General features: G+C 38.0%; 12 protein-coding genes and 1 pseudogene. 7 read left to right on the top strand and 6 right to left on the bottom strand.

Annotated features, from left to right (window positions below; genetic code table 11):
* Nucleotides 1-76: 76 nt before the first annotated feature.
* From ACFVAD_RS20835 to ACFVAD_RS20815, 5 genes are all read left to right on the top strand, one after another.
* Nucleotides 77-313: a hypothetical protein gene (locus tag ACFVAD_RS20835; RefSeq protein WP_386644716.1), complete on the top strand. Its 237-nt coding sequence runs from the start codon at nucleotides 77-79 to the stop codon at nucleotides 311-313.
* A 181-nt stretch (nucleotides 314-494) separates the two neighbouring features.
* Nucleotides 495-1,112, top strand: a complete 618-nt coding sequence (locus ACFVAD_RS20830; protein WP_386644713.1) for a recombinase family protein — start codon at nucleotides 495-497, stop codon at nucleotides 1,110-1,112.
* A gap of 26 nt (nucleotides 1,113-1,138) precedes the next feature.
* Nucleotides 1,139-3,109, top strand: a complete 1,971-nt coding sequence (locus tag ACFVAD_RS20825; protein ID WP_386644711.1) for a site-specific DNA-methyltransferase — start codon at nucleotides 1,139-1,141, stop codon at nucleotides 3,107-3,109.
* Between the two features lie 11 nt (nucleotides 3,110-3,120).
* The gene (locus ACFVAD_RS20820; protein WP_386644708.1) at nucleotides 3,121-6,165 is read left to right on the top strand and encodes a type III restriction-modification system endonuclease; all 3,045 of its coding nucleotides are present in this window, start codon (nucleotides 3,121-3,123) and stop codon (nucleotides 6,163-6,165) included.
* 163 nt (nucleotides 6,166-6,328) lie between these two features.
* The gene (locus ACFVAD_RS20815; RefSeq protein WP_386644705.1) at nucleotides 6,329-7,789 is read left to right on the top strand and encodes a hypothetical protein; all 1,461 of its coding nucleotides are present in this window, start codon (nucleotides 6,329-6,331) and stop codon (nucleotides 7,787-7,789) included.
* Nucleotides 7,790-7,917: 128 nt separating this feature from the next.
* Here ACFVAD_RS20815 and ACFVAD_RS20810 read toward each other — a convergent pair.
* Nucleotides 7,918-8,256: pseudogene (locus ACFVAD_RS20810) on the bottom strand (DUF421 domain-containing protein); the annotation flags it as partial.
* A gap of 280 nt (nucleotides 8,257-8,536) precedes the next feature.
* Between ACFVAD_RS20810 and ACFVAD_RS20805 the strand changes: the two are divergent.
* Together ACFVAD_RS20805 and ACFVAD_RS20800 are read left to right on the top strand one after the other, a co-directional pair.
* Entirely contained in the window at nucleotides 8,537-10,099 is a 1,563-nt protein-coding gene (locus ACFVAD_RS20805) for a malate:quinone oxidoreductase (protein WP_386644702.1), read from the top strand.
* A gap of 170 nt (nucleotides 10,100-10,269) precedes the next feature.
* A complete protein-coding gene (locus ACFVAD_RS20800) occupies nucleotides 10,270-10,491 on the top strand; it encodes a DegV family protein (RefSeq protein WP_386644699.1) in 222 nt (73 codons plus the stop codon).
* A gap of 268 nt (nucleotides 10,492-10,759) precedes the next feature.
* Here ACFVAD_RS20800 and ACFVAD_RS20790 read toward each other — a convergent pair whose 3' ends face one another.
* From ACFVAD_RS20790 to ACFVAD_RS20770, 5 genes are all read right to left on the bottom strand, one after another.
* The gene (locus ACFVAD_RS20790; RefSeq protein WP_386644693.1) at nucleotides 10,760-12,757 is read right to left on the bottom strand and encodes a TRAP transporter permease; all 1,998 of its coding nucleotides are present in this window, start codon (nucleotides 12,755-12,757) and stop codon (nucleotides 10,760-10,762) included.
* Nucleotides 12,750-13,286: a DUF1850 domain-containing protein gene (locus ACFVAD_RS20785; protein WP_386644690.1), complete on the bottom strand. Its 537-nt coding sequence runs from the start codon at nucleotides 13,284-13,286 to the stop codon at nucleotides 12,750-12,752. The genes ACFVAD_RS20790 and ACFVAD_RS20785 overlap by 8 nt, the downstream gene beginning before the upstream one ends.
* Nucleotides 13,287-13,376: 90 nt before the next feature.
* Nucleotides 13,377-14,357 (bottom strand): TAXI family TRAP transporter solute-binding subunit, encoded by a 981-nt coding sequence (locus tag ACFVAD_RS20780; protein WP_386644687.1) that lies wholly within the window; start codon nucleotides 14,355-14,357, stop codon nucleotides 13,377-13,379.
* A gap of 204 nt (nucleotides 14,358-14,561) precedes the next feature.
* The gene (locus ACFVAD_RS20775; RefSeq protein ID WP_386644684.1) at nucleotides 14,562-15,995 is read right to left on the bottom strand and encodes a PH domain-containing protein; all 1,434 of its coding nucleotides are present in this window, start codon (nucleotides 15,993-15,995) and stop codon (nucleotides 14,562-14,564) included.
* Complete coding sequence (locus tag ACFVAD_RS20770) at nucleotides 15,992-16,510, bottom strand: PH domain-containing protein (protein WP_386644681.1); 519 nt, start codon at nucleotides 16,508-16,510, stop codon at nucleotides 15,992-15,994. Before ACFVAD_RS20770 ends, ACFVAD_RS20775 begins: the two co-directional genes overlap by 4 nt.
* Nucleotides 16,511-16,524 lie beyond the last annotated feature (14 nt).

The raw sequence follows: 16,524 nt of genomic DNA, 5'->3' as shown, positions 1-16,524 counted from the left end.
AGATGGAACAGAACATGATGATGTTGAAAGAAAAGTATATTAATAAATACATTGAAGTAAATGTGGAGGTTTGCAAATGAGCAAAAAGGTAGAAGTGTTAAAAAAGGAACATAAGGACATTTGGCAATGGGCTGGAACAAGGAAGTCGGCTCTTAATTGCAGCGAAAATCTTATAGAGGAAATGATTAATGTGAGTAAGGAACAATTTGAGGAAATGGGAGAAGAGTTATTAGATGTCCATGTCTTTAGGTATGAACCAAGAGTTTTCCCATTTGTTACAATCGAATTTCTTTTACGTAAAAAAAAAGAGTAATCATGATTTGAAACTATTAAAAGGTGCATAATAATGGCTACCCTACAAGATTGGATTGTGGGGTTATTTTATTATTTTTTTGTTCATTCTAAGTACACTCTGTTAAAACAAACTGAAATGTAGTAAAATAAGTATATAGAAGTGTTCAAACAGACTTGTTCAATGAGGGTGCGATTTAAAAATGATATTTGGGTACGCAAGGATAAGTTCGAAAAGTCAGAATTTATCACGCCAGATTAAAGAGTTAGAGGAATATGGTTGTGATCGTATTTTTCATGAAAAACAATCTGGAAAAGATTTTGACAGACCAATATACCAAGAGATGCGTTCTAAAATGCGTTTTGGTGATGTTTTGGTTGTACATGATTTAAGCCGTTTTGGACGAAATAAAAAGCAAATACTTGAAGAATGGAAGAATTTAGCCGAAGAAGAAATAGACATAGTTGTTTTAAACATGCCCATTTTAGATACACGTAAATATAAAGAACTTGAAGGTGTGGGACAATTAGTTTCAGATATTGTCCTCACGTTATTATCATGGATGGTTGATGAAGAAAGAGAACGTATCAGAACCGCTCAAAGAGAGGGTATCGAAATTGCCAAGAAATTAGGGAAATTTAAAGGTGGTAAAAAGAGGTATTATAAGGACGCTAAAGGTAAGAATAGGGTTATTTATGATGAAGTGGTTAGATGTTTAAAAGAAAATGTAAGTGTGATGGACATTCATCGTAAAACGGGTTTATCAAGAAATACTATTTACTCTATCAAACGTGAAAACGAAATTACTGAAACTACCTAAACAAAACATAAAGCGGAGGAATAATAATGATTAAAGAGACGCTTGATAATAATGAACAAGGAAAACTAAATGACAAGAAAATAGCGATTTTAAAACAGAACTTTCCCAATTGTTTCAAAGGAGATATTTTTGATATTGAGAGGTTTAAAAAGGAGATTAACCAAGATATTGACTTTTCTTCTGAAGGATATGAGATGAACTTTCTAGGGAAGAATTATGCTAAATACATTGCTGATTCTATTGATACAGAAACAGTTTTAGTACCAAATATAGAGCATAATTCTCAGCCTGAAAATAACAAATCGGAAAACATCTATATTACGGGTGATAACCTAGAGGTGTTAAAGCATTTAAGAAAGTCTTATACAAATCAAGTGGCATGTTGTTACATAGATCCTCCCTATAATACGGGTGGTGGTGATTTTTCCTATAATGATAATTTCAAGTTTACAAAGAAAGAACTTCAAGACGTTTTAGGGATTGAAGAACAAGAAGCTGAGCGTATTTTAAATATGACTTCTACAAATTCATCATCTCATAGTGCATGGCTTACTTTTATGTATCCACGCCTATATTTAGCAAGGGATTTGCTAAGAGAAAATGGTGTAATCTTCATTTCAATTGATGAAAACGAACATTCCCAATTAAAATTACTATGTGATGATATATTTGGAGAAGAGAATTTTGCAGGTGAAATAATTTGGAAGAACAGTAGCAAAAATGATCAAGACTATATTTCAATGCAACACGAATATATCTTATTCTACGTAAAGGATAAGAAAAAGAACTTAGGTAATTGGAAGGAAGAAAAAGAGGGCATAGAGGAGATAAACAAGGCATTTGAGAAGTTTAGAGAAAAACATGGTGATAATTGGGAAGCAATTCATCAAGAGGCTTTAGAATGGTATAAGCAATTCTCAGAATCTAACCCTATTTATTCAAGTAAACATTATTCTTGGATGGACCAAAGAGGGGTTTACTTTCCGGATAATATCTCAGGTCCAAACTATGGACAGTATAGATACGATGTAATTCACCCTGTAACAGGTAAAGTTTGTAAAGAACCATCTAGCGGTTGGCGTTATCCAGAATCTACTATGAAACAAAGGATAAAGGATGGTCTTGTTCACTTTGGAAAGGATGAAACAACTGTCCCGAACAATAAAACATATCTAAACAATACTACTCTCCAAAGTCTTTCAAGTGTTAAATATAAAGATGGGAGAGTTGCATCTAAACAGTTAACATCATTGTTAGGGGGGAAGGATATTTTTACTAACCCTAAGGATGCTGATTTAACAGCGTTGTTAATAAAAGCTGCAACACAGATTAATGAGGAAAATATTGTCTTGGATTTCTTCTCTGGATCTGGAACAACAGCCCATTCAGTGATGCAATTAAATGCTAAGAATGAAGGTAACTTCAAATATATTTTGGTGCAAATTGATGAACCTGTAAAAAATGGTTCCGAAGCTGAAAAACATGGTTTTAAAACAATAGATGAGATAGGAAGAGACAGGATAACTCGTGCTGCAAAAGTGATAAAAGAAAGCACAAATGCGGATATTGATTATGGCTTCAAACACTACTCTGCAAAAGCGTTGAAAGAAAGTATTATTGATCAAATTAAGGAATTCAATCCTAACCTATTAGCATCTGAATTAGAAGTTGAATTCGATAAAGAAACTATCCTGACGACCTGGATGAATCAAGATGGTCATGGTCTAACCCCTTCAGTAGTAGAAGTTGATCTAAGAGGATATATTGGTTATTGTGTGGATGCTTATCTCTATTTATTGGACAAAGGATTGTCACAACATCATATTGATACCCTTTTATCCAAGATCGTCGAAGATAAAAATTTTAATCCCACAAGTATTGTCATTTATGGTTATAACTTTACAGGCTTTAACATATTGACACAACTTGAAACGAATCTAAAACAGTTAAGAAATGAAGATAAGAGTATCGAAGTATCATTAATTAAGCGATTTTGAGGTGAACAAAGTTGGATTTAATCTTAAAAAGAAATTTAGCACATCAAACGATTCCGATTGAGAAACTTTGTTCAATTTTCTCAAATGTCGGTATACAAAAACCAATGAAGAGTATTGAAAATCCTATTATTGATGTAAAAAATCCTTATTTATATCAAAATATAAAGCGAATGCAGGAAGATCTTCCTTCTAATATGCAAGGAGTAAGTCAAAATGAAACGGATTACTTGAGTATTGATATAAAAATGGAAACAGGTACAGGTAAAACATATGTCTATACAAAGGCTATTTACGAACTAAATAAATTGTATGGTTTCAAGAAGTTTATTGTTGCTGTTCCTTCACTGGCTATCAAGGCTGGAACTGCAAACTTTATGAAAATCCAAAGTAATATCAATCACTTTAAAAATTTGTGTGATTACAAGACAGAAATAAAGTTAAGAACAGTAGAGAGTATAAAAACAAAAAAAGGTTCAAAGAAATATATGCCAAGCAGCATTAGAGACTTTGTAACATCATCAAATCTCCAAAGGAATACGATAGAGGTGTTGTTAGTTAATATGCAGCATTTGAAAGAAAGTAAAAATGGAGTTTTGGTACGTGATGATTACGATTCCAATATAGAAGGATACTATAGACCGATTGATGCAATTTCTGCCACTAGACCTATTATGATTATTGATGAACCACACCGTTTTAGTCGTGAGAATGCCACATTCAAATTTATTGAGGAACAAGTAAAACCACAACTGATTATACGTTTTGGTGCTACTTTCCCTAGTAAATTCATTGGTAGAGGTAGAAATAAAGTTGAAGTTAAGGATTACCACAACTTAATTTACGACTTAAATATTCATAAGGCATTTGAGCAAAACCTTATTAAAGGTGTGGCGAAAGAGCATGTAGAGAGCCCCTATAATGAAGAAGAGGTATTTAAAATCTTAGCAATGAAAAAGGGCGAGTTTGTTCGTTTCCAAAAAACAACTTTAAATGAGCAAAATCAAACGGTTAAAACAACAAAAGAGTTGAAGACACATGATTCGTTGAGTTTACTCTCCCCAAAACTTTCAGGTATTACGATTGATGGTATTTTGGCTACTAAGGTTAATTTGAGTAATGGCGAAGAAAAATTCACAGGAGATGTATTTTTTGCGGATGTGTTTGCAACTTCTTATGTCAGGGAGTCCATACGTTTAGCTTTGAAGAGACATTTTGAAACAGAGCGGGACAATTTCAAACGGAAGTTCAAAATTAAGACTTTAGCTCTATTCTTTATTGATGATATTTATTCATATCGAGAAAATGACCTGAAAGAGCCTTATTTAAAGAATATCTTTGAAGAAGAATTAAGAAAAAAACTAGGGGAAGAAATTGATAAATGTAATATCTTTGAGCTTGAATATCGAAAGTATCTTGAAGATTCCCTTGCGAATATTAAAGAAACACATGCGGGATATTTCTCACAAGACAACGTATCGACTGAAGAAGAAATCGAAAAAGAAGTGAATACAATTCTCTTCGATAAGGAAAGGCTTCTTAGCTTAGTGGATAAGAACGGTGAAGCAAATACAACCCGTTTTATCTTCTCGAAATGGACTTTAAAAGAAGGGTGGGACAACCCGAATATCTTTACGATTGCAAAGTTACGTTCTAGCGGAAGTGATAACAGTAAATTACAAGAAATAGGACGTGGGTTACGTTTGCCAGTAGATGAAACTGGTAATAGAATCGAAAATGAATCCTTTACGCTTAATTATATCGTAGACTTCACTGAAAAGGATTTTGTGAAAAAGCTAGAAGAAGAAATTTATGGTGAAACATCCTTTGAGCAAAAGGCACTTACATCTGAGCAAATTGAAAAAATTGCAACAAATAAAGGAATAAGTAAAGAAGAAGTTCTAATAGACCTTATGGGTAAAGGTTTTATCTCATATGATAGAGAGATAAAAGCGGACAAGCTACAAGAATTTATCAATGAATACCCTGAAATTTTTAATAAACTTGATAAAAATAGAGTCAGAGATAGAAATGTTGATAAACATAAAAAGGTTGCCATTCGTAAGGAAAACTACTGTAAATTAAAGGATCTGTGGGAACAGTTAAATGAAAAATACTATTTACATTTTGACACAATTGATGATGATGTACTCGTTGGTATTGTCTCCGATGTAATCACGGAGGACTTGATAAACAAAACGGTTAGAAGAACCAGAAGAGAAGCATCAGAAATGGTGCAAGGTGAGCTGATTTTTAATGTAATCCTAGATTCAATTGATAGTTCAAATGATGATAATTTAGATTATGGACCATTTTTAAAATTTGTTGCTGAGAAAACAAATATTTCTATTCCTTTAATACATGCAGGGATTGTAAGAGCATCTAAATTTAAAAAGCTAGAAAAGGCATTCTTTACAAAGGATACAGTAAGAAGTTTCACCATTTACTTTAAACAACGAATTTATGATGAGTTGATAAAGATTTATTCATATAAGAAATTACCAAATACAACAGTCCATCCTACGGAATTAACTGAGGAAAATGGTAGTCCAAGGGATTTTGTAAAAACCTCCGCTTATTTAGGTGTGAATGAAAGAAAAGGAACACCATTGGAAAATTACTTGTATGACACGATTTTATTTGATTCTGAGATTGAAGAAAATAACATGATTGAGAACATCAGTAGTGTTGAGGTATATGGAAAAATACCAAACCGCACTATGCAAATTCCTTTCATTGATGGAAGCACGTATAGCCCGGATTTCATGTATGTAGTAAAGGATAAAGAAGGAAAACCTACAATAAACTTAGTTGTTGAGAGTAAAGGGGTAAAGAAAAAGCAAGAACTAAGAGGTATAGAGGAGCATAAAATAGAAGCGGCTAATAAACTCTTTGACATGGTGAAAGAAGTAGGAATCAAGAATGGATATGAAAGACAAACAGATTTGGATGAAATAAGCGATAAGTTGAGAAGAAAAGGAATAAGCGTTACCTATACTAGGCAAACAAACAATGAAAAGATACTTGATATTGTAAGGGAACTAATTGATGGGAACTGATTGTCTTACAAATAATTAATATAATGATACCTTTTTGAGAAATAGAAGATAATTGGGCAGAAAAGCAGCAGTAATTAAGACAAGAGAATTCAATCTCTTGTCTTGATTTTTACCTTTTTGTTTTCGTAAAGTAGTAAGAGTGTTATGGATTGGAGCGGTTTTTATGAAAAAAATAGAGGATATTAGAAGTAAAATTAGAATTGCTAATAACTCAGATAAAAGCATAGCTATGGAATGTTACACAGAAGCAATAAAGAAATATGAAGCACTGAGTTACAAAGAAAAAGGCCATTTATTTAATGATCTTTATTTGCCGTATAGAAACATGGCTAGATATTTTTTTGAATCACATGATTATATGTTAACCATTGAATATCTTGAAAAAGCTATGAAACTTCCTAGATTTCAAAATGAGTTACTAGATAACGTTGTTAATATAAACAATTTCCTATACAGAAGCTATTTAATTTTAGGTTTAGAGGATTCTAATGAGGAATATTTGCAAACAGGAAGGACTTACTTAGACCAAAACAGAGAAAAAATTAAAATTGTTTCGAACACTTCATTGCAAAATGACTTTTATGTTAGTAATGAAATTGATAAAGGTATAGGTATAGGTGAGATTTGGACAAATATAGTTTTTGATTTGCCTTTTCCTATAATATTGGACGAAAGTTCGATTCAATTTGAATATAATGACATCAAAGTTATACTCAAAGTAGATTTAATACATAACTCGCAATTGGTAAAAACAGACGGTTTTGTACAAGTCTTAGAGGACAAATATGGGAGAGCTAATAAATGTAAAGTTTATTTGTCAGTTAATGAATATATTTCTCCGGATAAGCCTCAAAAGGTACATTCCATAACTGATAATGAAAGTTTTTCATACATTATCTATCGAACTACAGAGATAATGAACTTTTTTATTGAACGGTACAGAGTTACAACAGATGAATATTGGATTGAAACAATACCATATAAAATAATAGCTGATTATAGCTGTAAAATTACTGCAGGAACTCAAACAATAAGGGATATTATTCATGCTGATTCAAGTTCAATTTATCAAATTCATGGTTCAATACCATGGTTAAATCAAGAGAAACTAGATTTATTGACAACTAACCTTAAAAATCCAGTGTTAAATTTATGGGAAAGTCTTTACTTAGATTCAAAGAATTATTTTCTGATAGGAAAATATAGAGAAGCAATTGTTTCCATTAATGGTGCATTAGAGAATTTTATTGCATGTGAAGTAAGAAACTATCTTCTGAAATATAGGAATTCTGATGAAATAGACAGTTTTTTTGAAGGAAAACCAAATTATGAGCAGTTTTTTTTAAGAGAGTATCTCAGTGAAGAGGATTTTGAAAGGGCAGTCAAGAGCGGGGTTGTAAAGAGTATGCCCCCAACAACATTTGCTATAATCAAAAAATGCTACGAGATAGCACCATTAGGAATAGGAAGGAATAAAGTAAATTCAATTATTTCTAAAATAAGGAACAAACGTAATGATATTGTTCATGGGCAAGAGGAAGTATTTATTAATAGTAAAGAAGTTAAAGAGGCAATTAATAGTTTTGAGGGATTTGTAGAGATCTTTAAAGTTGAAATTGCGTAAGTTAATTAAGAGAATAATGAATAGCATTTTGCAACACTCTCTACGCTATGCCATTCATTATTCTTTTTTGCCTCTTAAATCACTACGGTGAACCGTACCATAAATAGCACACAGTAGTTTAATGGAGTTTATTTATGTTTTATACTTTGTGATTTATGTGGGATAACAAATAAACCATCATCTTCTAGGCATTCAGCAAAAAGTACATCATCAATTTTATTTATGCTGTGGGTTAATAACTGGTTCTTTAACCATTGGTGGTCTTTGTTTATTTCTTTTAAATGCTCCTTAATTAAGACCCCATCTCTAATTAGTGCTATGGAAAGATTAACAGGCTGGGGTGGCATATCAAAATCTTGTAAGGTTGTTTTTTGATATTGTGCTTTTTTCAATACACTGATTGAGCCATTCGATTCAATCAGTGCAAATGCTACCTCACGGATAGAAAAAGTTTCACTTTGTCGAAGTAAACTTTGTAATGATTATTATAATTTTTAGCCACTTTAGCAGGTGCGTTTAACAGTATCTCAAAACGCTAAGCCCTTTACATCCCCACTAAAAAGATAGAAATAGAAGCAATAATTGCGAGGAGAACAGGACTTCTCTTTTTTCTCAGCGGATTATAGTTTATAATAGTCAGATAATAGTAGATATTTCTAATCTATAAATAAATGTAATAGATACGATATAATAGTATTTGGATGGAATAGTTTTGTTTCTAGATGGCGCCTTGCTTTTTGTGAAATAATGGCGGGCGTGCATGCTCTTTTTATAAATATAGGGGATGTGGATGTAATAATGAGCAACGTACAGAATAAAACAGACGTTATCTTGATCGGCGCCGGAGTGATGAGCGCAACTTTGGGTGCACTACTTAAAGAACTGGCACCTGATTGGAAAATAAAAGTGTTCGAGAAGCTTGCGAGTGCAGGGGAAGAAAGCTCAAACGAATGGAATAATGCGGGCACGGGACATGCTGCATTGTGTGAGCTTAACTATACTTCAGTAAAAGCGGATGGCTCTATTGATATCAGTAAAGCTGTCAAGGTGAATGAACAGTTTCAGCTTTCCAGGCAGTACTGGTCCTATCTTGTGAAAAATAAAGTGATTCGTGATCCTAAGGACTTCATCATGCCGATTCCTCATATCAGTTTTGTAGAAGGGGGAGAAAATGTAACGTTTTTGAAAAAACGCATGCAAGCGCTATCAAATAATCCTCTGTTTCACGGGATGGAATTTTCCGATGATCTGAAGAAACTGAGGGAATGGATGCCGCTTATGATGGAAGGTCGTACAGAGGGTGAACCGATAGCCGCAACCAAAATCGACTCTGGAACGGATGTCAACTTCGGTGCATTGACACGCATGCTGTTTGATTACTTAAAAGGCAAAGATGTCGAGATGAACTACGAGCACAGTGTAAAGGACATTAAGCGGACCGCAGACGGCTCGTGGGAAGTGAAAGTGCATGATATCAAGAGTGGAAAAACCCAATCTCATGCAGCAAAATTTGTATTTATCGGTGGTGGAGGCGGAAGTCTGCATTTGCTGCAAAAAACCGGTATCCCAGAGTCCAGGCATATTGGGGGATTCCCGGTAAGCGGCCTGTTTTTGGTCTGCAACAACCCGGAAGTTGTGGAGAAGCATCATGCAAAGGTATACGGGAAGGCTAAGGTTGGAGCTCCTCCAATGTCTGTGCCGCATCTTGATACCAGGTATATCGACAACAAAAAAACATTGCTGTTCGGACCGTTTGCAGGCTTTTCACCTAAGTTCCTGAAAACAGGCTCCAACTTGGATTTGATCGGATCCGTAAAACCGAATAATGTCATGACCATGCTGGCTGCAGGCTTTAAAGAGATGGCATTGACAAAATACCTGATCCAGCAAGTGCTGCTATCGAATGAAAAGCGCATGGAAGAGTTGCGCGAATTTATTCCAAACGCAAAGAGTGAGGATTGGAGTATCGTGGTAGCGGGTCAGCGTGTCCAAGTTATCAAAGACACGGAGGCAGGAAAAGGAACACTGCAATTTGGTACGGAAGTAGTCAGTGCTGCGGATGGCTCGGTCGCTGCATTGCTCGGAGCCTCACCAGGTGCTTCCACTGCTGTTCACGTCATGCTAGAGGTATTAGAAAGATGCTTCCCGCAGCATATGTTCGAGTGGGAAGCGAAAATAAAAGAAATGATCCCTTCTTTTGGTGTGTCACTAGTGGAAAACCCAGAGCTTTTCCATGAACTCCACCGTTCAACCGCTGAGACGCTTGGTCTTGGACTTGATTTAGGGAAGAAAGAAGTAGTCCGTAGTTAATTTAATTAGTAAAACAATAAAAAGAACCTTTGATCTCTAAGTAGATTAGAGGTTCTTTTATGTTGAATAGGAATGGGGATTAGTTTACATAACAACAGGGGTCTGACCCCCTAGTTTAATATGTTCGATTAGGTTAAGATTGCAGCAGTACAGTTATTTGGAGGAAATGAATGATTAAAATTATGGCGGATTCAACTTGTGATTTATCAGACGAAGTGCTTGAGATGCACGATATTAGCCTGGCTTCATTGACTATTGATATTGAGGGGGAAATATATAGGGATAGAGTGGACATAGAGCCTGATGAATATTACGGGATGTTGGAAGCGCTATCGGAGCATCCGACAACGGGGATGCCAAGTCCAACGGAGTACTTGAGCATAATTAAATAAAACAAACTGGATATATTGAATGTAGGGGAGAAATGGTACAGAAAGCACCCGAAGGAGTATCAAAAATTAAAAGACAGCCGCAACTTTTATCTAAATGAAGAATCTCTCACAGAGGTGAAAGTCAAAGCGCAAATATTGCATTTCAACAGCTATAAATTCAATCGGAGTATAGATGGGGAATTATAAGGGACACAGGGACAGGTGCAATGTTAAAAAAGGGCCTGACCCTCAACGCTTTAAAGCGCTGAGGGTCAGGCCCCTATATTAATTAAGCTTCTGCTTTTCTTCCAAGGTTTCCTTTATCTCTTTTCCAGAATATCTGCAGTGCCAGCATGATGGCGAAAGCAGTGAAGCCGATGATGTCGGTGTTGGATTCCGGATAGATAAGGAGTAGTCCTGTAAGGACAGTGATAATTCGTTCGATCCAGTGCAGCTTGCGGTACCAGAAGCCGATGAGGCCGGCACCGATGGAGATCATTCCGACAATGGAGGTGACAAGTATCCAGGATACCTCCAGAATGGTCGTGTCGATCATCAACAGCTGAGGCTGGAAGACGAACATATATGGAATGATAAATGCCGCAATGGCAAGTTTTGATGCATTTACCCCGGTTTTGATCGGATCCCCTTTTGAAATCCCTGTCGCAGCGAACGCGGCCAAGGCTACAGGTGGCGTGATATCCGCAACTATCCCAAAGTAAAATACAAACATATGTGCAGCAAGGATTGGAATTGCTACCTCAAGCTGGTCGTTCAATGCAATGATTGCAGGCAATGCAATTGTTGACGTGATGATATAATTGGCTGTTGTCGGTGATCCCATTCCAAGAATGATGGAAGCGATCATAGTGAAGAACAGCGTCAGCAAGAGCTGGATGTTTGGAGTAGATGATAATGTCCCAGCCAAATCCACAAGCGTGTTCCCCATCTTTAATCCAAGCCCTGTTTTTGTTACAACCCCAACGATTATACCCGCACAGGCAGTCGCTGCTGCAACGCCCAATGCTGTCCGAGCTCCAGTCGTAAGTGCGAGAAGAAACTTATCAAAGGTAATACGAGTATCTTTCCGGAACATACTTACAATAATGGCACTCAAGATACCCAATAGTGCGGTTCTTTCAATACTGAATCCTTGGAAAAGCAATAAAACGATAACGAGAATCGGTATTAACAAATGGATTTTCTTTAATACAACACTCTTTTTCGGAATTTCTTCTTTCGGCAAACCAAGCAAGCCATTCTTTTTGGCTTCAAAGTGGGTCATTATCCAGATCCCTGAGAAATAAAGAATAGCTGGGATTGTCGCTGCCTTTGCTATATCCCAGTAGGCTACACCAGCAAATTCAATCATCAGGAAAGCCGCTGCACCCATGATCGGAGGCATGATCTGGCCACCGGTAGAGGCGGCTGCTTCTACTGCACCTGCAAAGTTGCGGTGATAGCCGAGTCTTTTCATTAACGGGATGGTATACGATCCCGTTGTAACTGTATTGGCAACAGAGCTACCGGAAATGGTACCCTGCAAGGCGCTGGAGAAGATGGCAACCTTTGCAGGCCCGCCTACCCGTCTCCCTGCAATCGAGATTGCCAAATCATTGAAATAATTCCCGACCCCAGTCTGTACAAGAAATGCACCGAATAATAGGAACAGAAAGATATAGGTGGAGGATACCTGTAATGGTGTCCCTAGAATACCCTCTGTTGTAAAGAACATAGATTGGATCAATTGCTCCATACTAAGCCCTCTATGTATCAGTATGCCTGGCATATATGGCCCGAACAATGCGTATACCATGAAAACCCCTGCGATGATGGTGATCGGAAGGCCGACTGCTCTTCGCGTTGCTTCCAATACGAGCAGAATGGCAAGTGCGCCAATGATGGTCTGCTGGGTATTGATACCGCCGATCTGTTGAACCAATGTGTCATAAAATACCGGCCAGTAACCACATACGACAATGGCCAATCCTATCAGAATATAATCATACCAGTCGACCTTCGTTTTCTTTATTCCTTTTCGAGCGGGGAACAAAAGGAAAATGAGAGTCAGCGCAAAGCCCAGATGGACGGTACGTTGAATATAGGCCGTGAACTGACCGAAGATACCCGTATAAAGCTGAAAAAGAGAGAAAGCAAGCAGCATGATAAAGAGAACCTTTGCCGTGTAGCCTGTAAGACTACGTGTATTGGCCTCTGCATCGTACTTTTTCAGCAGCTTTTCCTGCTCTTCCGCCGTTAGATGTGTTTTTTCCTTAGTATCACTCATGAATTTTCATTCCTTTCAAATACTGCCAAAGGGTCAGTTTTTCTACTTTTACTTTATACCAGTCCCCAGGGGTGAAGAACTCATTGAACCAGATCATCTTCTCGTCATCTTTACCCCATACGAGCCGGTTTTCGGAAACGGTTTTTCCATTCCTGATATTCAGGGAAGGGAATACATTATTCATATTCTTGATATGGTATTTTCCATCTTCATACACAAATTTCTCACCTTCCCCTGCATTGGAAGGCATCCCTATCCCAAATTCCTCATACACGATTTCTGTCTGGACAATCTGCAGATCGTCCATCACCCGGTATTTTTCCACGACATCTGTCAAATGGATGGAGTGGGTGAAGATGAGATGGAAGGTTTCCTGTTCCTCAATGGGAAGGAATGCATGAATTTCCTCTGTGCTTTCAACGTGAAATACCAGCGCTGTTTGGAGAGGGAATAAAAAAAGAAACAATAAGAGAACTGCTGTAAACGAGGAAATAATAAGTCCTATTGATTTTTTTGAGAGAAGTTTCATGGTAAAAACCACCTAAGGTTTGTTAACAAAAAAGAAGGACCGACAGCAAAGTGAAATTGACAGTCGGCCGTTCCTTCATTCGTTTGTAGATTAATCTAGTAATCCTTTTTCCTTGAAGTACTTTTCAGCACCAGGGTGGAAGTCGATTCCGATTCCGTCTGTTGCTGTCTCAAGTGTGATGAGTTTCCCTTTCGCGTGTGCAAGGCTTCCTGATTTTTCATAGATCGCCTTTGTAATGTCATACACAAGGTCCTCTGAAAGACTGTCAGTAACAGCTAGCATCGCAAGTACCGCAACTGTTGTTACATCACTTTCCAGACCATAAGTGCCTGCAGGGATTGTATCTGCTGCATAGTAAGGGTATTTTTCAATCAATGCATCGATTTTGTCCTGTGCAACTGGCACTATTACGACATCAGCAGAAGCTGATAATCCTTCAACCGCTCCGGTTGGTGTACCGGAAGTGATGAAAGCCGCGTCGATGTTGCCATCCTGGATTCCTCCAGTGGATTCACCGAAATCAAGGTTTTGAGCATCAATGTCATCCATTGTCATACCGTGGATTTCAAGGATCTGTTCTGCATTCATGTAAGTACCGGAACCAGGAGCACCTACAGAAACTTTCTTACCTTTAAGATCTTCCACACTTTTAATGCCGGATTTTGGAGTTGTAACGATCTGTACTGTTTCCGGATATAAAGAACCGATAGCCATGACGTTATCAATCGCTTTACCTTCAAAAGCACCTTTACCTTCAATGGCATTCGCAATTACATCCGTTTGTACAAAAGCAAGATCTGCTTCTCCCTTTGCCAGTGCAGCTGCGTTATCAGCAGATGCATTGGAAGAAAGTGCGTCAGTTTGAATTCCTGTCTCATCTGTAATGATTTTAGCCATTTCGCCGCCAAGTGGATAATATGTACCAGATGTTCCACCAGTCAGCATGCTCATTAGTTTTGGATCACTTTTCTCGCCAGTGGACTCCCCGTCGTTTCCGTTTCCACAAGCCGCCAAAAATAACGATAATACTAGAAACATAGCCATTACTAATAAACTACTTTTCTTCTTCATCGAACTCCCCCTAATTTAAAGTTACACTATTATTTTACAGTTATTACAGCCTGTTTTCAAATGATTTGTCATATAACAGAGATGTTTCTGTAAAATTACTGATAATTCTGCACAGAAATAGAATTGAAAAGTTTCACGTGAAACAATGAAGAAGGGGCCTGACCCTCAACGCTTTAAAGCGTTGAGGGTCAGGCCCCGTTATGGTCAACTTCTATGATACCAGCGATAAAATTCGCTGGTTTCTTCTTTGGATAGGCCGTAAAGTTCGCTGGTGTGCATCGGTTTGGCCCTGTTGATGAAGGAGAGGGAGGCGACGCCGAATATCCGCTGGATCCAGGAGTGCTGGACAGTGATTTGTTGAATCTGGGAGCGTTTGGTTACGAACGTTTCGTTGGTGAAGCCTCCTCGACGGACTTGGATCGTGTTCCCATGACGGATAAAACTTGTAAAATAGTAATCCAGCACTCTGGAAATTACCGATAGGAAGAAGATGATTGCAGCAATCCAGAGCCACTCTCTTTTAAAGAAGAACAGGCCCACTGCCGCCATAATCGTCAAATAGTAGGGCAGCACTAGCTTCAGCCAGAGAACCTTGAGAGGGAATCGCCTCATATTCTCCTCAATGGGATAGTCGGGTAGAAGGGTATGCAGGAGCTCGTAGGCTTCATGCTTCGGCATAAAAGGATAGAGGGAGCTTGTATCCTTTTCCTCTCCATCGGAAGAGCCGACAGTGATCAATTTGATTGAAGCAAGTCCAAGCAGCCTTTTCAAGATGGACTGTTCCACTACGATTGCCTGCACCTTATGCTTTTGGATGGAAAAGCTTGAGGAGCTGCCTACACCTTTTTCGATATAGATCCGTTCCTCGTCATCACTAATTTCATAGTTTCCATATTTGATGACCGTTTTGATGTAGCCGATGACTACAGAAAGTGCCATGGCGATGACGAATAGAATGATGAGCATCCACCAGTGCCCCATCAAGTACTCCGCTGCATTCCCGGCAGAATCCTCGATGTCAAAGAAATCTGCAAGATTGAAATAGATTGCCGAGAGCAATGGGAAGATGGCCAAAAAGCTCAGCGAAGTAAAAGATGCCTTAAAGAGATCTTTTCTTGTGGATCGGAAATGTACGGTCCGACCCTTCTGCTCAAGATTCTCCCCGCTATCTGCCACCTGATGAGCTTCCTTCTCTTCCAGCAGGGACAAGATTCGATCCTTCTCCAAATTCGTGATGACAGGGAACGTAATGGCTGCATCATCCCCGCTTGTTCCCGTCTCCAGGGTGAGGGACGTAAGGTTAAACCAGCGATGCACAAAAGTGGTATTGGAATGGTGATTTTGAATGCGCTCAAGTGCAACAGTACGTTGTTTTTTAACAAAGATTCCTTCCTTAACCACAATGGAGGATGTTTGCAGTACATAGCGGTGCATGAGCCATTTTAGAAGAACTGAAAAGATTGTAAGAATAGCCGCCGCAATGAAAAGATAGCGGCCCCAGACAATCCAGCTAGAGGTCGAATTCGCCTTAAGGACAAAGAGAAAGATAATGGCGAAGACGGAATTTTTCAGGGCTGTAATCAGTTCCACTGCAATCCAGGCAGGATGATATCGTTTGACATCTTGTACGGCGTTCATTCTTTTACGCCTCCATCCACATCTGCCGTATCCTTGATTTTTGCATAGGTAGCAATCTGGGATTTTAGCTCCAGGGCCACTGCGTCTGGAATCGCAGGAAGGGTGTGGTTGGAAGTGGTGGTGCCAATGACGATATCGTATAATCCGAATTTCCTTAGGATGGGCCCTTGCTCGGTTCGGACGTATTCCACTTTCTCCATCGGGATCAGCGTATGATTTTCATTCCATTTCCCATTTTTGAGTTGCACAAACTCCTCATCAATTTTATAGCGCCAATAGCGCTGCGTAAGGGTTGGTTCAAAGAGGATGGAATAGATGGCAGAGAAGCTCAAAAATCCACCAATAAAATAGAGTGTAATCTCCACCCAGCGGTACCAGTCGAATTGATCAGCACAATAAATAAGAATCGCTGTAATCAGCAAAGCAACGGCATGTCCGATTGTATTGCTTATTCGCCATACCGTGATGGCGTTCGTCGAAATTTTTTCTGTTGGTTCATCAATTTGTATGTACATGTATTTTCCACCTT

Source organism: Sutcliffiella sp. NPDC057660, assembly GCF_042800035.1.
Lineage (GTDB): Bacteria > Bacillota > Bacilli > Bacillales > Bacillaceae_I > Sutcliffiella_A.
Note: the sequence above shows the minus strand (reverse complement) of the source record. Positions and strands in the feature narration are given on the sequence as shown.